The sequence below is a fragment of the Gordonia sp. (in: high G+C Gram-positive bacteria) genome (assembly GCF_049299075.1).
In the GTDB taxonomy this organism is placed as follows: domain Bacteria; phylum Actinomycetota; class Actinomycetes; order Mycobacteriales; family Mycobacteriaceae; genus Gordonia.
Window position 1 is genome coordinate 1 of the sequence record NZ_JBAQWU010000499.1, and the last position, 18,508, is coordinate 18,508.

Consider the following 18,508-nt stretch of genomic DNA (forward strand, 5'->3'; position numbering starts at 1 on the left):
GAGCGGGTAGAGCGCCAGCTCGACGCGATCGCGCCCGGTTCGATCGTGGCCGGCCCGATCGCCGACCATCCCGCCCTTATCGACGCGATCGTCCACCTCTACCGCGCCAGCGCACCCGCCGCACTCACCGCCATCACGCGCGGCTCCTGACGACACGTCCGCCAGCGACGCCCGCGAGCGCAGGCCCGCTCTGCCACCTGCGCTGTGCCACCTAGACCGCATGCGGTCGTTGCCTCGTGGTCGGAGTGGTCGGAGTGGTCGAACTAGTCGTCGTGGTCAGACTAGGTCGGGCCGCGGGCGCGGATCGATGCCGGGATCCCCGGGCGGTGGCGGCATCGGGTCCGGCGGGTGGGGCACGCTCGGTGGCGGCATCGGTGGCATCGGCTCCGGTTCGGGCGGGACCGGGATCGGTCGTTCCGGGTTCGGCAAAGTGTCGGGGCCGGTTCCATACGGCGTGGTGATGTGCATCGTCGTCCTTTCCACTGCGTTTGCGGTGTCCAGTGACTGAATACCCATCGGGACACCAACCCAACCCCGTCCGCCCACGTTTGGGCCGCAGCAGGCTCGGGTAATCAGCCACCGAGAGGTCAGCCGACCACTCGGACCCGACACGTAGGGAGATTCGATATGGACAGCTCCGACGCCAAGGCCGGAATCAAGGGTGCCGTCGACGGCATCAAGGGAAAGGCCAAGGAGATGGCCGGCGTGGCCGTCGGCAACGACGATGTCATTGAGGAGGGCCGCGAAGAGCAGAAGACCGCCGCGGCCCACCGCGAGACGGCCAAGCACGAGGCCGAGGCCGAGAAGGCCCGCACCGAGGCCCGACTCCGCGAGTCCAGCTAGCCCTCGCTCGTCCGGCCACTCGCCGGGCTCATCGCGGCGGCGGATTCGAGCGGGTTCGTCGCCGCGTCCGGGCTGGCACACTTCCATCCGCACTATCAGGAGGACCACGATGACTCTGACCCAGCAGTATCCCGATCCGGTCGACTTCACCCTGCCCGGCGTCGCACCGCGCGACGCGAACGCGGTAGTCGCGGTCCTGCAGGACCGCCTCAATGCGCTGGGCGACCTCGGGCTGACCCTCAAACACATCCATTGGAATGTGGTCGGTCCGCACTTCATCGCCGTGCACACCATGCTCGATCCGCAGGTGGCTGCGGCGCGGACGATGGCCGACGAAACCGCAGAACGCATGGCTGCCCTCGGCGGGGTGCCACTGGGGACTCCGGGAGCGATCGTCGATCAGCGCAGCTGGGATGACTATTCTCTGCGGCGCGCCGATGCGATAGCCCACCTCGGGGCGCTGGATCTGGTCTACCGCGGTCTGCTCGACAGCTACCGGCAGGCCATCGAAAGCACCGGCGCGCTGGACGCGGTGACCCAGGACCTGTTGATCGGCCACACGCATGACCTCGAACAATTCCATTGGATGGTCCGTGCACATCTGGAGGACTCGGGCGGGCAACTCGCCACCGAAGGAGCGCACACCGAGACCGAAGGAGCCCGCCATGCTGGAGCCTGATGACACGCAGCGCACAACCGATTCCGCCCGGCCGCCGGACCCGTCCGCTCCGGTGGCCAACAGTCCCATCGTCGCCTTCCTCGTCGCGCCCGAAGGCGTCGAACAAGTTGAGTTGGTCACGCCGTGGCACGCCGTCGTCGACGCTGGCGCTCGGCCGCGCCTGATCTCCACGCAGCTCGGCGAGATCCAGGCCTTCAACGGCCTCGACCGCGCCGACACCTTCCCCGTCGATCAGTCTGTCGACGACGTCGACACCACCGAGTTCAGTGCCCTGGTGCTGCCTGGCGGCGTTGCCAACCCCGACTATCTACGCATCCAGCCGGGCGCGCTCGCCCTCGTGCGCGACTTCTTCGAACGAGGCCTGCCGGTCGCGGTGATCTGCCATGGGGCTTGGACATTGATCGACGCCGGAGTGGTGGGCGATCGCGACATCACGTCGTGGCCCAGTCTGGCGACCGACCTGCGCAACGCCGGAGCGAAGTGGGTCGACGAGGAGGTCGTGGTCTGCCGCAACGGGCCCAACACCCTGATCTCCAGCCGGAAACCCGACGACCTCACGTCCTTCTGCGCCATCCTGGTCGACGCGCTGCGCCGGGAGACCGCGCGCGCCTGACCGTCACCGCGCCGCTTCCCGGTTCATGCGGCCAACCGCGGTTCAGGCGGCCTTCGGGGAGGCCGCCTGAACTGGCGAAGGCCGTGCGAACCAGCGTAGGGCGCCGCACACGCTGCCGGGGTGCCTGCTCAGCCTTGGATGCGGGTGCGGCGCTCGCCCCAGGCGGCGTCGCGGAGTTCGTTCTTGCGAATCTTGCCGGTGGAGGTCTTGGGAAGTTCGGCGACGAATTCCACCTCGCGCGGCGCTTTGTACGAGGCGATCTTCGACTTCACGTGCGCAATGACCTCGGCCTCGGTGGCGGTCTGCCCGTCGGCGAGCACCACGATCGCCTTCGGACGCTCACCCCACTTGTCATCGGGAACTCCGATGACGGCGACGTCGACGATCGCCGGGTGGCTGACCACGGCCTGCTCGACCTCGATGGTGGAGATGTTCTCGCCACCGGAGATCACCACATCTTTCGCCCGGTCCAAGAGCTGCACGTAGCCGTCCGGGTGCATCACACCTAGGTCGCCGGAGTGGAACCAGCCGCCAGCGAAGGCTTCGTCGGTGCGCTCGGGATCGTCGAGGTAGCCCTTCATGACGACGTTGCCGGTCATCACGATCTCGCCCATCGTCACGCCGTCGGACGGAACATCGGCCAGTTGCCCGTCGACCAGATCCGGCAGCACCACGCGCAGGCGCTCAGCAGTGAGCATGCCGACGCCCTGGCGCGCCATCCGCACGGCGAGCTCCTCCCCCGACAGCGACGACCACGACGGATCGGGCTCGCAGACGGCGTACGGCCCGTAGGTCTCGGTGAGTCCGTAGACGTGGGTGATCTCGATGCCCAGGTGCCGGATGGCTTTGATGACGGTCGGGCTCGGCGGCGCGCCAGCGGTGGTGATCGCCATCGGTCGCGCCATCGGGTGTGCTTCGGGCGCGGTGGCCAGGGTGGTGAGCACAGTGGGTGCGCCGGACATCCGGTTGATGTTCTCGGTGTCGATCAGGCGCCACATATCGTCACCGCGCACCGCCCGCAGGCACACGTGGGTGCCGGCGGCCGCCGTCAGGGACCACGGTCCGCACCATCCGTTGCAGTGGAACATCGGCAGCGTCCACAGGTAGTTGGTGTCGATCGTGAACCCTTGGGTCACCAGGTTTCCCAGCGACGACAGGTACGCCCCCCGGTGGGTGTACATGACGCCCTTCGGGTTCCCGGTGGTGCCGGAGGTGTAGTTGATCGAAATCAGCGCGTTCTCATCGTCGACTTCCCACGAGAACTCCGCGTCGCTATCGCCGCGCCCGAGGAACTCGTCGTACCGCAGGGCGATCTGCGCGTACTCGCCATCCTGGCTCGGCGCCTCGACGCGCTCGCGCACGGTGGCCAACTCGATGTCGGCGACGCCATCGAGCAGCGGACCGTCGCCGACCAGCAGCACCGACGTGGAGTGATCACAGATGTATTGCACCTCGGCGGGGGCCAACCGAGTGTTGATCGCCACCAGCACGCCCCCGGCCAGCGGTACGGCGAAATGCGCGGTCAGCATTTCCAGCGAGTTGGTGGCGAGGTACGCCACCTTCTCCCCTGGCTTGACCCCCGAGGCCGCCAGCGCGCTGGCCAGACTCACCACGTCGGCAGCGAGTTCCCGATAGTTGAGGCGCCGACCCCCGTCGATCACCGCGAGCTTGTCCGGGTGCACCTGCGCGGCGCGCGCCAGAAAGCGGAGCGGGGTGAGCGGGGTATCGAGCCCGGAGCGGGTGAGCTGCGTCATCGCGGAGTCCTCGTGTGTCGTCGCCGATAGTGCTGACGCTCACAGTACCCGCGTGACACAGCGTGCCAAAACCCCTCGACGTCGCTGCGATGAACGGTCGCCAAGCTGCGATAGACGGACGCCGGGTCGCTACTCCGAAGCCAGCTGCGGGACCGCCGTGGCGCGGGCGTAGACCGTCTGGCCCGCCGCCAATTCCAGCGCATTCTGATCACCGCGGGTGATCTGCGCAATGAACTCCTCGCCGGTGGTGGCGGCCGTCAGTTCTACGCGGGTCTCAAAGCCCAGGTTCACCACCCGGTTCACCGTCGCCCGGATCACCCCGGTGTCCAGCGAGACGTCGGTGGACGGGAACGTCATCTCGGCGGTACGGCCGATCCGGATGTCGTGCGGCCGGACCAGTTGTCCGTTGAGCCGCGACACCGAACCGAGGAACGAGGCGACGAAGACATTGTCCGGGCGGTCGTACAGATCATCGGGCGTACCGACCTGCTCGATGCGGCCCTTGTTCAAGATCGCGATGCGGTCACTGACGTCTAGCGCCTCCTGCTGATCATGCGTCACCAGCACGGTGGTCACGTGGACCTCCTCGTGCAACTGCCGCAGCCACCGTCGCAGATCGTCGCGCACCTTGGCGTCCAGGGCGCCGAACGGTTCGTCGAGCAGCAGCACTTGCGGGTCGACGGCGAGCGCGCGGGCCAGCGCCATCCGCTGCCGCTGGCCGCCGGACAGCTGCGACGGATAGCGCTTCTGCACAAACTCCAGACCGACCACCTCCAGCAGCTCGTCGACCTTCTTCTTGATCTCCGCTTTGGGTCGTTTGCGGATCTGCAGACCGAAGGCGATGTTGTCGCGCACGGTCAGATGTTTGAACGCGGCGTAATGCTGGAACACGAAGCCAATATCGCGCTGCTGCGGTGAGGCCTGCGAGACATCGCGCCCGTTGATCTCGATGACGCCGCTGTCGAGGCTGTCCAGACCCGCGATAGCGCGCAGCAGCGTCGATTTGCCCGACCCCGACGGCCCGAGCAACGAGGTCAGCGACCCGGCCGGGATGTCGATCGAGACGTCGTCGAGCGCAGCGAAATCGCCGTAGTGCTTATTGGCACCGATGACTGAAATGGACACGCTACTTCTCCTCGCGTGTGGGATTGTGCAGGGCGGGTTCGGCGACCTGATGGTCGTCGGCAATGCGGTAGCCAGACGCGGTGGCGTCCACTGTTGATTCCGGCGCGAGCACGGCTCCGGCGTCGACGACCTGACCGCGGGATCGTCGTTCGATCAGCGTCATCACGGCAAGCGCACCGATGGCGACCAACATGAGCAAGGTCGCCGCCGCGTATGCGCCGTACTCGTTGTAGTCGTCGGTGTACCGCGAGTGCACCAGAAGCGTCAGCGTCTGCGAGACCCCCGGCATATTCGATGACACCATGGTCACCGCACCGTACTCGCCGAGCGACCGCGCGATGGTCAGCACGACGCCGTACGTCAGACCCCACCGAATGGCCGGCAGCGTGATCCGCCAGAACGTCTGTGCGGCGTTGGCGCCCAGCGTCGCAGCCGCCTCTTCCTGCTCGGTGCCGATCTCGTGGAGCACCGGTTCCACCTCACGCACCACGAACGGGAGCGTGACGAAGATCGTCGCCAGCACCATGCCCGGCACCCCGAAGATCACCCGGAAGCCGAGCGACTCGATGCCCCCGAACCAGCCGTGGCTGCCCCACAGGGCGATCAGCGCGACACCGGCCACCACCGGCGATACGGCGAAGGGCAGGTCCACGACGGCCTGCATGAGGCCCTTGCCACGGAATCGTCCGCGGGCCAGTGCCAGCGCGGTCAGCACGCCGAAGACCACGTTCAGCGGCACCACGATCGCGACGATGATCAGCGAAAGCTGAAGGGCCGCAATGGCAGCCGGAGTGGTGATCCACTCCCAGAACTGTCCAAGCCCCGGCTCCAGCGAGCGCCAGAAGATCAAACCGACTGGCACCACCAGCAGGATAAACAGGTACACGAGTGCGACGGTGCGCAGACCGTAGCGACTCCAGCGCGAAAGAATCATGTCCTCAGGCCTCCTCACGACGTTGCTGCGAACGCCCGGCCACGCGGAGCAGCAGCAGGACGGCGAAGGCGATCAGCAGAAGCACCACCGAGACGGCCGAGGCCGCGACCGGCTGGTCCACCTCGATCTGCTGCTGGATGTACTGCGAGGCCACTTGGGTCTTACCTGGGATATTGCCGCCGATCAGCACCACCGAGCCGAATTCGCCGATAGCGCGAGTGAAGGCCAGTCCCATGCCGGTCAGAATGGACGGGATCAGCGCGGGAAACACGATCCGGCGAAAGATCATGGCATTGCCCGCACCGAGCACCGCAGCGGCTTCTTCGACATCACGATCGAGTTCCAGCAGCACCGGCTGCACCTGGCGCACCACGAACGGGAGCGTGACGAAGGTCAGCGCGAGAATCACGCCGGGCTCGGTCGCCGCCAGATGGACGTTGATCGGACTGTTCGGCCCGTACAGCGACAGCAGCACCAGCGAGGCGACGATGGTCGGCAGCGCGAACGGCAAGTCGATGATCGCGTTGACAAAGCCCTTGCCTGGGAAATCGTCGCGCACCAGGACCCATGCGATGATCGTGCCGAAGACGACGTTGATCAGGGCGACGACCACCGACATCAGCACCGTGATGCGGAGCGTGTCGACGGCGGCCGGCGCGCTGATCGCCTCCCAGAAGCCGCTCCAGCCGTCGTCGAAAGCACCGGTGGTGATCGCCGCCAGGGGCAGCAGCACGATCACCGTGAGCCACAGCGCCGCCACACCGAGCGTCAGCGGATTGTCCGTGCGCCAGCGGCGGGTGATGGCGGCGGGGATTTCTGATTCGCCGGGCATCGCGACGGCGGGCGATGTGCCCTGCGTCTGCGGAGCGGTCACTGGCCAGCCTCCTCGTCGTATATCGTGCTGATGGCGCCGTCGGCACCGAACAGCTCCTTGTCGATCACCTTCCAGCCGCCGAGGTCGTCGACGGTCCACAGGTGGTCGATCTGTCCGGGAAACGCCCCGGCGGTTTCGGTGATGACGGCCGGGTCGACGGGCCGGAAACCGGCTTGCGCCCACAGTCGCTGGGCCGGCGGGGTGAACAGATAGTTCACAAAAAGCCACGCTGCGGCTCGATCATCGGAGGTGTTGACCACCGCGACCGGGTTCTCGATCCGGAATGTTTGCGGTGGGATCACGTAGCTGACGCGTTGGTCCGGCCGTGCCTGCGCGTTGTGCCGCGCGAGCATGATCGCTTCGTTCTCGTAGCTGATCAGCACGTCCCCTTGCCCCTGCTCGAACGCCGTCGTCGCCTCCCGGCCCGACTTGGGCAGTACTCGGACGTGATCGCGTACCAGCTGCCGCACGTAGTCCAGGCCGGCCTGCGGGTTCTTTCCGCCGTCGCTGGCCGCCGCATACGGGGCGAGCAGATTCCACTTCGCCGAGCCGGAGCTGCCCGGATTGGGTGTCACCACGGTGATCCCGGGCCGCAGCAGATCGGCCCAGTCGCGAATGTTCTTGGGATTGCCCTCGCGCACGACGAGGGCGACGACACTGCCGAACGGCACCGAGTTGTTTGGCGCCTGCGATTCCCAGTCCGCGTCCACCAAACCGGCCTTCACCAGGCGCGTAACGTCCGGGGCGACCGAGAAGTTGACCACGTCGGCAGGTAGTCCGCGGGCCACCTTGCGCGACTGGTCGCCGGAGGCACCGTACGACTGCGAGAACCCGATGTCGCCGCCTTCCGGAGTTGCCCGGAAGGCGGGAATCACCCGGTCGAAGCCCGTCTTGGGGACGGCGTAGGCGATAAGATTGAGGTGCCTGCTGCCCGTGGAGATATCGACACCGCCGGGGGTATCGGTGGATCCGGCACCGCACGCCGCGAGCAGCACGGTCAACGCGAGCGCAACGACGATGGACGACACCGAGCGCAGGTCGGCATTCCGCCCCGCGCGGGGACTGTGGTTGGTGGGCACGGAAGAAAGCTAGCAACCCGTTCCGGGTGGCTCAACGTGCGCGCGAGGCGCATCGGCATGGGGCTGCTGACCCTGTCCGTACTGTGCTAGCGCGTGATCAGCCAGGCGATCAGAACCAGAATTAGCAACGCGGCGAGCGCCCACGTGACCTTCGAACGGAACATCGCCTACACCCCTACTCCGTGATCGTCGGAGGCATCCCGGCGATCGAACAGCGAAAACACCAACACGACCAGGTAGTTCACCACCCAGGCGAGGGCGGCGGCGAGCGGGAGAAGCACCGCGACGGTCACCAGCAACTGCGGAATGAAAGGCAGCCCGGTCAGCCACTCTTCGATGCCGTCCCACCACGTCAGGAAGGCAGTCATCCCTCGTCGCCTCGCTTTCTGCGCTGTTAATCTCACGCTGACTTAAACCAGGCTACCCGCTCGGCGGATTCGCCTCCGTGGCGGCGATCAGTCCACAGCGATTAATCCGCGGCGGCGCAGCAGCGGCGCGATCCGCGCCGACCGTCCGAGCATCCGGGCGTGGGCGGCCACCGGGTCCACGCTGTCGCCGCGAGAGAGCACCGCCTCGGCGAAAGCCTGCCCGAGGGTCCGTTGCAGACCGCCCCCGGCCAAGAACCACTGCTCGGTCTCGGCGTCGAGGATTTCCGACCAGATGTAGCTGTAGTACGCCGACGAGTAGCCGCCGCCGAAGATGTGATTGAAGTAGGTGCTCCGGTAGCGGGGCGGGATCAACGACGACGCCAGCCCCGCCGCGGCCAGCGCCTGCTCTTCGAAGGCCAGGACGTCGTCGGGGATCTGCCCGGCAGGCAGGCGGTGCCAGGCCAGGTCGAGCGCCGCCGCCGCGAGGTACTCGAAGGTCGAGTGCGCTGATTCGACGTCGCCAGCCGAGCGCACCGCCGCCAGCAGGTCGGCGGATACCGGCTCCCCGGTCCGCCAATGCCGGGCGTACCGGCCGACGACGGCGGGGTGCAGCGCCCACATCTCGTTGACCTGGGACGGGAACTCGACGAAGTCGCGCGGCACCGAGGTCCCCGACTGGGAGACGTACTCGACCGACGAGAGCAGCCCGTGGATGGCGTGGCCGAACTCGTGGAAGAGCGTCGCCAGCTGATCGCGCGACAGCAGGCACGGCTCCCCCGGTTCCGGCTTAGTCAGGTTCAGGACGTTGACCACCACCGGCCGGGTGCCGAGCTGCGCCGACTGGTCGACGATGGTGTTCATCCACGCCCCGCCCCGCTTGGATGGGCGCGCATAGAAGTCGCCCAGGAACAACCCGATCGACGTGGCCTCACCCACCGAGGAGGCTCCTTCGCTGGTTGAGCCGTCGACGAACGGGGTGAGTCGGCGTGTCGAAACCACCTCCCAGACCCGCACGTCCTGGTGATAGCCGTGCAGATCGGGGCGCTCGATGAAGTTAAGTCCGTACAGTTCCCCCGCCGCGGCAAAGACGCCGTCGGTCAGCACGGCGTCAAGCTCGCAGTACTGTTCGAAATCGTCGATCCCCGGTCCCGCCGAATCGGCGTCGTTCGCCCGCGCCCGCTGCTCTTGCGCCAGCGCGAAGGTGACGTCCGATGGCCGCAGCGGTCCACCGTAGACCTCGGTCAGCCGATCGAGTTCGGCGCTGGCTGCGGCGCTGGCGGCGACGGCGAGGTCGCGAAGGAGCCTGGCGACGGCGTCCGGGTCCGGTGCGGTCTCCTCGGCGATCACGTATTCGGCGTGGTTCGCGTACCCGAGGAGCTCTGCTCGGCGGGCGCGCAGCGCCACAATCTCGGTGATGATCGCGCGCGTGTCGTGGGCGTTGCCCCGCGCGCAGCGATCGATAGAGGCTTGGAATACCCGTTGCCGCCCAGCAGGATCGGTCAGCTTCGCCACCGCCGATTGGCTCGTCGGCAAGTCGAGCGCGACGAGGTAGCCGTCGCCGCCGCGCTCGTGGGCGAGCCGCTGCGCGGCGGCGATCTCGCCAACCGATAGACCGTCGAGATCGGCGACATCAGTGAACCAAACGGCCGAATCGTTGGTGTCGTCAAGCAGGTACTGAGAGAACTCGGTGGTAAGCGTGGCCAGGCGGCCGGAGATCTCCCGCATCTCGGCCTGTCCGGCCGCGTCGAGCCCGGCACCGGCGCGCACCGCGTCGCGATACTTCCGCTCGGTGAGCCGACGCTGCGCCTCCCCCGCCCCCCGAGCCCTGTCGAAGGGTCCACGAGCGCCATAGACCGCGGCGATCCGCGCGAACAGCCGCGGGTGCATCGCGATGGCATTGGCGTGCGCGGTGAGCCGGACGGCGAGTTCCTGGGCGATCTGAGCGCGCTCCGGATTAGTGTCGGCGCCTTCGAGGTTGTAGAAGATCCCGTTGGCGCGCGCCAGCAGCCGCCCCGAACTGTCCAGCGCGGCAACGGTATTGGCAAAGGTCGGCGACTCGGGGCTGTTGGCGATTGCCTCCACCTCAGCGAGGTGCGCGGCAAGGGCCACGTCGTACGCGGGGAGAAAATCGTCGTCGCTGATCGCCGCGAAGTCCGGGAGGTCGTACGGCAATCCCGAGTCGGCCAGCACCGGGTTCACAGAGTCAGCCACCATGCCTCCACTGTGCCACGACTCGGTCAGGCCAACGCTTTCCGTTCCGCCCTATTGCGCAAGTGGTGGCACGTACCGACTCTGTTGGCCGGAGTCGCACAGAGGCCGATCGGCGCGCCGCTGGCGGCGCGCGGCTACTTGCCCTTGGGCTTATCGCCGGCGGCTTCGCTGCTGAGCGCCGCCACGAAGGCTTCCTGCGGGACCTCGACGCGGCCGATCGTCTTCATCCGCTTCTTGCCCTCCTTCTGCTTCTCCAGCAGTTTGCGCTTACGGCTGATGTCACCGCCGTAGCACTTGGCGAGCACGTCTTTGCGGATCGCCCGAATGTTCTCGCGGGCGATCACTTTCGAGCCGATCGCAGCCTGAATGGGCACCTCGAACTGCTGGCGCGGGATCAGCTCTTTGAGTTTGAGGGCCATCCTGTTGCCGTAGGCGTAGGCGGCATCCTTGTGCACGATGGCGCTGAACGCGTCGACGGCCTCACCTTGCAGCAGGATGTCGACCTTCACCAGATCGGCTTCTTGCTCGCCGGCCTCCTCATAGTCGAGCGAGGCGTAGCCGCGGGTCCGCGATTTCAGTGCGTCGAAGAAGTCGAAAATGATCTCGGCCATCGGCAGCGTGTAGCGCATCTCCACGCGCGTCTCAGACAGGTAGTCCATGCCGCCGAGTTCCCCACGGCGGGTCTGGCACAGTTCCATGATCGAGCCGATGAACTCGCTGGGCGCGATGATCGTCGTCTTGACGATCGGCTCAAAGATGCTGCGCGTCTTGCCTTCCGGCCAATCCGACGGGTTGGTGACGATGTGCTCGGTGCCGTCATCCATCACGACGCGATAGACGACGTTGGGCGCGGTGGAGATCAGGTCCAACCCGAACTCACGCTCCAGGCGCTCGCGCGTGATCTCCATGTGCAGCAGGCCTAAGAAGCCGCAGCGGAAGCCGAAGCCCAAGGCCACCGAGGTCTCGGGCTCAAAAGTGAGCGCGGCATCGTTCAGTTGCAGCTTCTCCAAGGCCTCCCGGAGCACCGGATAGTCCGAGCCGTCAACCGGGTACAGGCCGGAATAGACCATCGGCCGCGGTTCCCGGTATCCGGTGAGTGGCTCGGTGGCACCGTTGCGCAGCGAGGTCACGGTGTCGCCGACCTTCGACAGGCGAACGTCCTTCACCCCGGTAATCAGATAGCCGACCTCACCGACGCCCAGTCCGGCGCTGGGTTTGGGATCCGGCGAGACGATGCCAACCTCCAGCAACTCGTGCGTCGTGCCGGTGGACATCATCTGGATCTTCTCGCGCGGGGTGATCTTGCCGTCGACGACGCGGACGTAGGTGACCACGCCGCGGTATGTGTCGTAGACCGAGTCGAAGATCATCGCCCGGGCCGGGGCGTCGGAGTCGCCGACCGGGGCCGGGATCTGGCGGATGGCCTCGTCGAGCAGCGCGGGCACGCCCTCGCCGGTCTTGCCCGAGACGCGCAGCACATCGTCGGCTTCGCAGCCGATGATGTGCGCGATCTCGGCGGCGTAGCGGTCCGGGTCGGCGGCGGGCAGGTCGATCTTGTTGAGCACCGGGATGATCGTGAGATCGTTGTCCATGGCCAGATACAGGTTGGCCAGGGTCTGGGCTTCAATGCCCTGCGCGGCGTCGACCAACAGGATTGCACCTTCGCACGCTTCGAGGGCGCGCGAGACCTCGTAGGTGAAGTCGACGTGGCCGGGCGTATCGATCAGGTGGATGACGTATTCCTGCTCGACGCCGTCGTCGTCGGCCATCTTCCACGGCAGCCGCACGTTCTGCGCCTTGATCGTGATGCCCCGCTCCCGTTCGATGTCCATGCGATCGAGGTACTGGGCGCGCATATCGCGGTCGGCGACGACGCCCGTGATCTGCAGCATCCGGTCGGCCAGCGTCGACTTGCCGTGATCGATGTGGGCGATGATGCAGAAGTTCCGGATCCGGGCAGGATCGGTGAACGTCTTGTCTGCGAAGGTGGAAATCTCTACTGCTCCTTGGCGGGCCGCGGCAGGCCGCGATATACCGGATATGCCGGAATCCGGCACAGGTCAACTTTCAGTTTCTCACGAATCGACCGGTCGGAGCGATTCGCCGCTGCTCCGATTGCACGAATCACCCGTGCAGGTGACGTCGCCGGGTTGACGCCGACGTCAGCGACGCGGACCACCGCGGCCCGAACGCCCGTTCGCTCTGCGCTGCGGCCGCCCGCAACAGAAGGCCCACCGTTACGCTCGTAATCATCATGCATCACGACCCGACGTCGCCCGCCGCAACTCGCAGCGAATCTGTTGGAGCCGACGGCGTCGTGGCAGAGCTCGACCGGCCGGGAGAGGGTCCGTCGCGCGGTTTAGTGATTCTGGCCCACGGCGCTGGTAGCGACCGAAACTCCGCACTTTTGCGGGCGATCTCGGCCGCGCTGACCGAGCGGGGTTTCACCGTCGCCCGGATCGACCTGCCCTACCGCCAGCAGCGCCCCAAGGGTCCGCCGTCACCGTCGAAGGCGTCCGCCGATCGGGACGGGATCCGCGCCGCGGTGGCCGCGATTCGGCCGCTGGCGCCAGCCGGGCCGCTGATCGTCGGCGGGCAGTCGTACGGCGGGCGGCAAGCCTCGATGGTCGTCGCCGACCCTTCGATCGACGGACTGCTGCTCACCTCGTACCCGCTGCATCCGCCGGGAAAGCCGGAGAAGTTGCGCACTGAACACTTCCCTGACATCACCGTGCCGACGCTCATCATCCACGGGCGGAGCGATTCGTTTGCCACCTCAGCCGAGATCGCTTCGGCCGCAACACTGTTCACCGGCCCGGTTGAGATCATCGAAATCGAGAAGGCCGACCACGGGTTGAAACCCGAGCGCAGCGGCGTAGGCGAGGTCACCGCGGCCGCCGTCGAAGATTTCTTCCTGAAAGGACCGTTGTGAGCACCGACTACCGCAAGCACCGCTTCCAGACCCGCCCAAGCCGCGACTACGCCCGGCGCGTCTCGTACACGCCAGAATTGGACGGATCTGCCGATCCGGGCGAGATCGTGTGGATGTGGGTGCCGTTCGAGGACGACCCAGCGCAGGGCAAAGACCGCCCGGTGCTGGTGGTCGGCGGCACTGACACCGGCCTCCTCGGGTTGATGCTGTCGTCGAAGGAGTACCACCGTGACGACGAGAACTGGATGACGCTCGGCTCCGGCGCGTGGGACTACAACGCGCGGGTCAGCTATGTGCGGCTGGACCGGGTGATCGTCGTCGACGAACACGGCATCCGGCGCGAGGGATCCATTTGCGCGCGCCGGAGTTTCGACGCTGTCGCGGCCGCTCTCCGGGATCATTACGGCTGGTCCTGAGCCGATCGTTCGTTCCCAGAATAGGTCGCGTGCGGCGCGGGCCGCTGCGCTAGGCACTCGCCATGAACGCACGTCGTTTCCTCGCTTCCCTCGGCATCGCGGCTACCCTCGCCTCGGCCGGCACCACTATTCCGCAGTCCGCCCTCCCCCAGGCTGAAGCCGACACGATCTCGTGGGGCGCGATCGCCTACAAGTTCTCCTATGGTCGGACCGACGTCGGCCGCGCCTGGGGCTACCCGAGCCACGCCGCCGCTAAGAAGGCCGCCCGGGCCAAGGTCGGCGGCAATGCATCCCGAGTGAACAGCGTCTGCTCGTTCGGCTGAGCAAATTCCCGCGTACCGCCCAGGGCAAATCGTGAATACCTGCGGCCACCTCAGTTCCGCACTGCGGCGGGGCAGACCGACTCAGCCCGGCAACCGGCCGCGTAGACCGACGGCGCGCCGCTTGACCCGCCGGGCGACGTCGCGCGCCCGCGTCGTGACGGTCGGCTTCGGCTCCGGATTCGGCATGGTTTTGATCCAGTAGGCGAGCGCGTCCAGGCCGGCGTCGAGTGCTTCGATCGACGTCGCCGGGGGCGCTTCGCTGACATCAACGCTCAGATCGACGCGCAGATCGTCGAGCGTGCCGGTAATCGAGCAACCCGATTCCCGCACCTCGTCGATCAGCTTCGCGGACTCCTCGGCCGCCCATACCCGCTGGGCGGCGGTCAGCCCGAGTGGCTTGCCGCTGCCAGTGTTGCGCAGCGCCTCCCCGATAAAGCGACGTTTGACGATCCACTCGTACCGCCACCCGTCGATGTCTTTGGGCTGGATCCGGCCGTTGAGCTGGCGCAGGAACTCGGTCTGTGCGGCCGACAGCGACGAATTGTGGCGCTCCCCCTGCTTCGGCATAGTCGTCGGATCCACATCGAGCACGGCACAGAACCGTTCCCAGAGGCCGTCGCCCTCGGTCGCCGTACCGGCAGCGGGCACAGTGATCAGGTGAATCCGCTCGGGCGGCAGCACCGCCGACCATTTGCGCACGGTGGCCGGATAGTCCTGGAACTCCCAGAACGGCTCCTCGACGAAGCCATCATGCACGGGGTCGGCGTCGCGATAGCGACCCACCGAGGCCAGGAAGTCCTCGAACGACGTCGGGCGCTGGTTCTTGACGTTCTCCTGCCACACCGACGGCAACTGGCGGGCCAGATCGCGCACGGTGAGGATCACGTGCACCTCGTCGGCAAACGACAGATCGTCCATCAGCTTGGCGATGTTTTCGGGTTTGGCGTTCGCATACAACTCGTGCGAGATCACCGACGTGCCGGGCCAGGCCTTCATCTGGGCGAGCATGCGCGGCCAGGCACCAGCCCGGTCCGGCGTCGCCCAATCCAGGTAGCGGTCGGGCTGCAGGTGCGCGGCGGCGTGGAAGTGGTCCTCCATCGTCACACCCGGGTACAGCAGATCTGCCTGCTCCAGGGCGAGGTCCCGGTTCACCCAGAGGCGATCCTGCAAATGGGTGGTGCCGGTTTTGGGCAATCCGACGTGCACGTAGACTATCGACATAATGCGCACCAGCTTAGAGGTGCGCGGCGTCTCCTCTGCGGATTTGGGGGCGAGGTGTCCGCGCTGGTAATCTTGTCTGCTGTTGCGGATTTCGCAGGTCGACACCTCGATCGCGAGCCAGCACTACAGGAACAATGACTCTGGTCGCCGACCGCGACTGACGAAACGAAGCAAAGGGATTACGCGTGGCAAACATCAAGTCTCAGGTGAAGCGGAACAAGACCAACGAGCGCCGTCGGCAGCGCAACCAGTCGGTCCGCAGCTCGCTGCGTACCGCGATCCGTAACTTCCGTGAGGCCGTCGCCGGTGGCGACAAGGAGAAGGCTGCCGAGCTGCTCGTGAGCACCGGTCGCGACCTGGACAAGGCCGTCACCAAGGGCGTCATCCACAAGAACCAGGCCGCCAACAAGAAGTCGGCCATGGCCGTGGCTGTCAATAAGCTCTGACAGTTCTGCGGTTCGCCGCACCCGGAGCCACGCGTCTGTCGACGCCGCGCTCCCATAGCTTTACCGGTCACCCCGGCGATCTCCACGCGATCGCCGGGGTGATCGGCGTTCTCGGCAGGCCGAGCTCGACGAGGTCAACTCCACGCCCAAGCGGCCACCCCATTCCCACACCCCCTCACCAGGGGAGTCCCCTTCGATGGTGGAGCGAGCCGAGCGAGTCGAAAGCGCTACCGTCCGCGCCGCGGCCGCAGCTGCGCCACCGTCGTAACGGCACGCTCCAGCGCGTAGTCCGGGTCGGCTGCCTGGCCCTTTACGGCGCCATTGAGATCGGCGACCACCAACACCGCTTCGCCGATCGACGCCGCATCCCACGCGCGCGCCTGCCCCTGCACCTTGCCGACACGTCCCGGCGGCATACCCAGCTCGGAGGCGATCGAATACTTGTCTCCCGGCCCGAAGGCGCGCACCCGCGCAATCGCATGCACGGCTTCGGCGAGTGCGTCGGCCAACAGGACCCGCGCGGTGCCATGATGCTGGGCCCACGCCAACGACTCCAGGGCGCCAGCCAGATCTCCGGTGACAGCTTTGTCGGCCACCTCGAAGCCGGTCACCTCGGGGCGCCCGATGTAATACGTGCGGACGGCGGCCTCGTCGATCTTTCCGCCGGTGTCGGAGACCAGCTGGTGGCAGGCCGCCGAGAGTTCGCGTAGATCCGAGCCGACCAGTTCGGTGACCAGTTCGATGACGTCGGAGCTGACCCGTACGCCGATCTGCCGGAACTCTTTGCGGACGAATTCGACGCGCTCGTTGTGCCATTTAGGCGGCGCACAGCCGAATTCTTGCGCCCCGGCCTTCTTCAGCTCGCCGACCATCGCCTTCTGCCGGCCTCCACCGGTGTGGATCACCATCATGGTGACGCCCTCGGGGAGCGCCTTTGCTGTCCCCGTGATTAGCGCCGCGGGATCCTTACCCGCCTCGGCTGCCGACTCGATCACCAGGATGCGCTCTTCGGCGAACAACGACGGGCTCAGCAGATCGATGAGCTCGGGTCCGGTCACCTCCCCCGCCCGAATGCGGGTCACTGGGACTTCTTCGCCGGATTCCCTGCTGCGCTCGGACGCGACCTGCTTGATGACGCGACCGGTCAGGAAGTCGTCGTCGCCTAGCAGCAGATACAGCCGATCAGTCACAGCGACCATCGTGCCACGCCGGTACGACGCCCCCTGGACCGGCCGCGGTCACCGACGGCGATAGCGGTCGCCCGAAGCTCAACGGGAACCCGCCAGCTCATATGTCCGCGGCCGTCGTCCGGCTAGCATCGGGGTATGGCCGACGGTTGGCTATGGACCGACGAAACCATCTGCTCGCGCCGGCGTCTCCGTCTGGCGCCGCAGCTGGAACCTGACCGGCGACCGGCTGGTCTTCTGGTGCGACGTCCCCACCGGCTCGGTGCCCGGCGAGCAACTGTACGACGCGGCGCGCGGCGCCCTCGCCCTGATCGAGAACCCGCCGCCTGAGCGCATCCGACCCAGTATCGCCAGGCACACGCCGACCACCCTGCAGTGGCGGTAACGCTGGACCACCGCGCAGTCAGTGTGCGTCGGGTAGCTCCTGGCGTCTCCTGTCGACGGCGTACTCGATGTCCGGCCTGGCGATGAACAGCGTCGGGCCAAGGAAGCCACCGTCTCGGCGCTCGTAGATGTCGAGACCGAGTAATCGGCCGTTTCCTTCGGTCAACACCTCGATGTCGGTGATGAGGGCATCCGCGTCAGGCGTGAAGGCGACGATCCTGTCGCCGACGGCGAGGTCGCAGCCGAGCACGTAGTGAGGTTGGTTCACGGTGCCATCTTGCCGTTGAGGTCCGACACCACTGGAGCTGCGTCGTGGAATCGCCGACCGCACCGATCGGCCAGACCCGCAGTCCGCTGACGGCCGTGGCATATGGCACCAACCACTGACGGGATCGTCACCGCTCGACGCCGTGCGCAGCTCGCCAGGTGGCGTAGGTGACGATTTCTGCCAGCACCAGGACGGTGGCGGCCTGCCAGCCGGGGACTTCGGGAGCTGACCAGCGGTGACCGCCCAACGTGTCCGCGCACGAGATGAGCCACCACATTTCCGGGCCGGTGGCGCGGATCAGCCCTTCGGCCGCCAACGCCCCGGCACCGCCGGGCGGCCCGATCGCGCCGATGAGCGCGGCCAGCGTGCCCAGCAGGGCGATCGCCGGAATTGCCGGCGCCACCAACAGATTTGCGGGGACGGCGACCACGCTCAGCCGATCGGAGACCGCAATCACGAGCGGCATGGTCAAAATCTGCGCGGTGAGCGTCATCGACAGGAGTACCGCCAGCGTCTCGGGCACCCCGCGGCGCAGCAGGGCTTGGCGCAGCGGCGCCGCCCACAACACCAGGCCGAGCGTCGCGACCACTGAGAGAGCGAATCCCGGCGCCACCGCCATCTGCGGCCAGAACAGCAGCACCACGATCACCGCGGCTCCCAGCGCTGGCAACGCCTGGGCACGACGTGCCGCCAAGGCGCCGAGTAGACCGACCCCGCCCATCACGGCCGCTCGCAGCACGCTGTCGGTGGGCCGCACCAGAATCACGAAGCCGAGCATTGCCAGCAGTCCGATTGCCACGGTCACCCGAGTCGACGCACCCGCGAGACGCAGAGCGAGCACCACTGCCCCG

Annotated in this window: 21 protein-coding genes; 9 read left to right on the forward strand and 12 right to left on the reverse strand. The window is 66.9% G+C overall.

Annotated features, from left to right (window positions below; all coding sequences use genetic code 11):
• The first annotated feature begins 307 nt into the window (after nucleotides 1–307).
• From WAW85_RS15790 to WAW85_RS15805, 4 genes are all read left to right on the forward strand, one after another.
• Nucleotides 308–508: a hypothetical protein gene (locus WAW85_RS15790; protein WP_422560539.1), complete on the forward strand. Its 201-nt coding sequence runs from the start codon at nucleotides 308–310 to the stop codon at nucleotides 506–508.
• Between the two features lie 119 nt (nucleotides 509–627).
• Complete coding sequence (locus tag WAW85_RS15795; RefSeq protein WP_422560540.1) at nucleotides 628–843, forward strand: CsbD family protein; 216 nt, start codon at nucleotides 628–630, stop codon at nucleotides 841–843.
• A 109-nt stretch (nucleotides 844–952) separates the two neighbouring features.
• The gene (locus tag WAW85_RS15800; RefSeq protein WP_422560541.1) at nucleotides 953–1,522 is read left to right on the forward strand and encodes a Dps family protein; all 570 of its coding nucleotides are present in this window, start codon (nucleotides 953–955) and stop codon (nucleotides 1,520–1,522) included.
• Entirely contained in the window at nucleotides 1,509–2,135 is a 627-nt protein-coding gene (locus tag WAW85_RS15805) for a type 1 glutamine amidotransferase domain-containing protein (protein WP_422560542.1), read from the forward strand. Before WAW85_RS15800 ends, WAW85_RS15805 begins: the two co-directional genes overlap by 14 nt.
• A gap of 128 nt (nucleotides 2,136–2,263) precedes the next feature.
• On the opposite strand, the gene WAW85_RS15810 is transcribed toward WAW85_RS15805, so the two are convergent.
• From WAW85_RS15810 to lepA, 8 genes are all read right to left on the reverse strand, one after another.
• Nucleotides 2,264–3,889, reverse strand: coding sequence for an AMP-binding protein (locus WAW85_RS15810; protein WP_422560543.1), 1,626 nt, complete (start codon nucleotides 3,887–3,889; stop codon nucleotides 2,264–2,266).
• Nucleotides 3,890–4,018: 129 nt separating this feature from the next.
• Nucleotides 4,019–5,014, reverse strand: a complete 996-nt coding sequence (locus WAW85_RS15815) for a sulfate/molybdate ABC transporter ATP-binding protein (protein ID WP_422560544.1) — start codon at nucleotides 5,012–5,014, stop codon at nucleotides 4,019–4,021.
• A gap of 1 nt (nucleotide 5,015) precedes the next feature.
• The gene (gene cysW, locus WAW85_RS15820; protein ID WP_422560545.1) at nucleotides 5,016–5,948 is read right to left on the reverse strand and encodes a sulfate ABC transporter permease subunit CysW; all 933 of its coding nucleotides are present in this window, start codon (nucleotides 5,946–5,948) and stop codon (nucleotides 5,016–5,018) included.
• 4 nt (nucleotides 5,949–5,952) lie between these two features.
• Nucleotides 5,953–6,780 (reverse strand): sulfate ABC transporter permease subunit CysT, encoded by an 828-nt coding sequence (gene cysT / locus WAW85_RS15825; RefSeq protein ID WP_422560557.1) that lies wholly within the window; start codon nucleotides 6,778–6,780, stop codon nucleotides 5,953–5,955.
• Nucleotides 6,781–6,818: 38 nt separating this feature from the next.
• Nucleotides 6,819–7,859, reverse strand: coding sequence for a sulfate ABC transporter substrate-binding protein (locus tag WAW85_RS15830; RefSeq protein WP_422560558.1), 1,041 nt, complete (start codon nucleotides 7,857–7,859; stop codon nucleotides 6,819–6,821).
• Nucleotides 7,860–8,068: 209 nt separating this feature from the next.
• The gene (locus WAW85_RS15835) at nucleotides 8,069–8,269 is read right to left on the reverse strand and encodes a hypothetical protein (RefSeq protein WP_422560546.1); all 201 of its coding nucleotides are present in this window, start codon (nucleotides 8,267–8,269) and stop codon (nucleotides 8,069–8,071) included.
• Between the two features lie 87 nt (nucleotides 8,270–8,356).
• Nucleotides 8,357–10,483: a M3 family metallopeptidase gene (locus tag WAW85_RS15840; RefSeq protein WP_422560547.1), complete on the reverse strand. Its 2,127-nt coding sequence runs from the start codon at nucleotides 10,481–10,483 to the stop codon at nucleotides 8,357–8,359.
• A gap of 131 nt (nucleotides 10,484–10,614) precedes the next feature.
• On the reverse strand, nucleotides 10,615–12,513 hold the full coding sequence (gene lepA / locus WAW85_RS15845) for a translation elongation factor 4 (RefSeq protein WP_422560559.1): 1,899 nt from the start codon (nucleotides 12,511–12,513) through the stop codon (nucleotides 10,615–10,617).
• Nucleotides 12,514–12,734: 221 nt separating this feature from the next.
• Here lepA and WAW85_RS15850 point away from each other — a divergent pair, with 221 nt between their 5' ends.
• From WAW85_RS15850 to WAW85_RS15860, 3 genes are all read left to right on the forward strand, one after another.
• On the forward strand, nucleotides 12,735–13,412 hold the full coding sequence (locus tag WAW85_RS15850; RefSeq protein WP_422560548.1) for an alpha/beta fold hydrolase: 678 nt from the start codon (nucleotides 12,735–12,737) through the stop codon (nucleotides 13,410–13,412).
• On the forward strand, nucleotides 13,409–13,828 hold the full coding sequence (locus WAW85_RS15855) for a type II toxin-antitoxin system PemK/MazF family toxin (RefSeq protein ID WP_422560549.1): 420 nt from the start codon (nucleotides 13,409–13,411) through the stop codon (nucleotides 13,826–13,828). The genes WAW85_RS15850 and WAW85_RS15855 overlap by 4 nt, the downstream gene beginning before the upstream one ends.
• 62 nt (nucleotides 13,829–13,890) lie before the next feature.
• A complete protein-coding gene (locus WAW85_RS15860; protein ID WP_422560550.1) occupies nucleotides 13,891–14,151 on the forward strand; it encodes a hypothetical protein in 261 nt (86 codons plus the stop codon).
• 81 nt (nucleotides 14,152–14,232) lie between these two features.
• On the opposite strand, the gene WAW85_RS15865 is transcribed toward WAW85_RS15860, so the two are convergent.
• Nucleotides 14,233–15,372, reverse strand: coding sequence for a sulfotransferase family protein (locus tag WAW85_RS15865; protein ID WP_422560551.1), 1,140 nt, complete (start codon nucleotides 15,370–15,372; stop codon nucleotides 14,233–14,235).
• A 185-nt stretch (nucleotides 15,373–15,557) separates the two neighbouring features.
• Here WAW85_RS15865 and rpsT point away from each other — a divergent pair, with 185 nt between their 5' ends.
• The gene (gene rpsT / locus WAW85_RS15870; protein WP_422560552.1) at nucleotides 15,558–15,818 is read left to right on the forward strand and encodes a 30S ribosomal protein S20; all 261 of its coding nucleotides are present in this window, start codon (nucleotides 15,558–15,560) and stop codon (nucleotides 15,816–15,818) included.
• 227 nt (nucleotides 15,819–16,045) lie between these two features.
• Here rpsT and holA read toward each other — a convergent pair whose 3' ends face one another.
• Nucleotides 16,046–17,017, reverse strand: coding sequence for a DNA polymerase III subunit delta (gene holA, locus WAW85_RS15875; protein WP_422560553.1), 972 nt, complete (start codon nucleotides 17,015–17,017; stop codon nucleotides 16,046–16,048).
• Nucleotides 17,018–17,267: 250 nt separating this feature from the next.
• Here holA and WAW85_RS15880 point away from each other — a divergent pair, with 250 nt between their 5' ends.
• The gene (locus WAW85_RS15880; RefSeq protein ID WP_422560554.1) at nucleotides 17,268–17,390 is read left to right on the forward strand and encodes a hypothetical protein; all 123 of its coding nucleotides are present in this window, start codon (nucleotides 17,268–17,270) and stop codon (nucleotides 17,388–17,390) included.
• Nucleotides 17,391–17,408: 18 nt separating this feature from the next.
• Here the strand turns inward: WAW85_RS15880 and WAW85_RS15885 are convergent, their stop codons facing one another.
• Together WAW85_RS15885 and WAW85_RS15890 are read right to left on the reverse strand one after the other, a co-directional pair.
• On the reverse strand, nucleotides 17,409–17,657 hold the full coding sequence (locus tag WAW85_RS15885; protein WP_422560555.1) for a hypothetical protein: 249 nt from the start codon (nucleotides 17,655–17,657) through the stop codon (nucleotides 17,409–17,411).
• Between the two features lie 127 nt (nucleotides 17,658–17,784).
• The coding region (locus tag WAW85_RS15890; protein ID WP_422560556.1) for a ComEC/Rec2 family competence protein at nucleotides 17,785–18,508 on the reverse strand (724 nt) is incomplete at its 5' end.

Excerpts from the sequence above, each read along its gene's own strand:
- WAW85_RS15790 (WP_422560539.1), top strand. The coding sequence starts at position 308 with ATGCCGGGATCCCCGGGCGGTGGCGGCATCGGGTCCGGCGGGTGGGGC.
- WAW85_RS15795 (WP_422560540.1), top strand. The coding sequence starts at position 628 with ATGGACAGCTCCGACGCCAAGGCCGGAATCAAGGGTGCCGTCGACGGC.
- WAW85_RS15800 (WP_422560541.1), top strand. The coding sequence starts at position 953 with ATGACTCTGACCCAGCAGTATCCCGATCCGGTCGACTTCACCCTGCCC.
- WAW85_RS15805 (WP_422560542.1), top strand. The coding sequence starts at position 1,509 with ATGCTGGAGCCTGATGACACGCAGCGCACAACCGATTCCGCCCGGCCG.
- WAW85_RS15810 (WP_422560543.1), bottom strand. The coding sequence starts at position 3,889 with ATGACGCAGCTCACCCGCTCCGGGCTCGATACCCCGCTCACCCCGCTC.
- cysW (WP_422560545.1), bottom strand. The coding sequence starts at position 5,948 with ATGATTCTTTCGCGCTGGAGTCGCTACGGTCTGCGCACCGTCGCACTC.
- cysT (WP_422560557.1), bottom strand. The coding sequence starts at position 6,780 with ATGCCCGGCGAATCAGAAATCCCCGCCGCCATCACCCGCCGCTGGCGC.
- WAW85_RS15835 (WP_422560546.1), bottom strand. The coding sequence starts at position 8,269 with ATGACTGCCTTCCTGACGTGGTGGGACGGCATCGAAGAGTGGCTGACC.
- WAW85_RS15840 (WP_422560547.1), bottom strand. The coding sequence starts at position 10,483 with ATGGTGGCTGACTCTGTGAACCCGGTGCTGGCCGACTCGGGATTGCCG.
- WAW85_RS15850 (WP_422560548.1), top strand. The coding sequence starts at position 12,735 with ATGCATCACGACCCGACGTCGCCCGCCGCAACTCGCAGCGAATCTGTT.
- WAW85_RS15860 (WP_422560550.1), top strand. The coding sequence starts at position 13,891 with ATGAACGCACGTCGTTTCCTCGCTTCCCTCGGCATCGCGGCTACCCTC.
- WAW85_RS15865 (WP_422560551.1), bottom strand. The coding sequence starts at position 15,372 with ATGTCGATAGTCTACGTGCACGTCGGATTGCCCAAAACCGGCACCACC.
- holA (WP_422560553.1), bottom strand. The coding sequence starts at position 17,017 with ATGGTCGCTGTGACTGATCGGCTGTATCTGCTGCTAGGCGACGACGAC.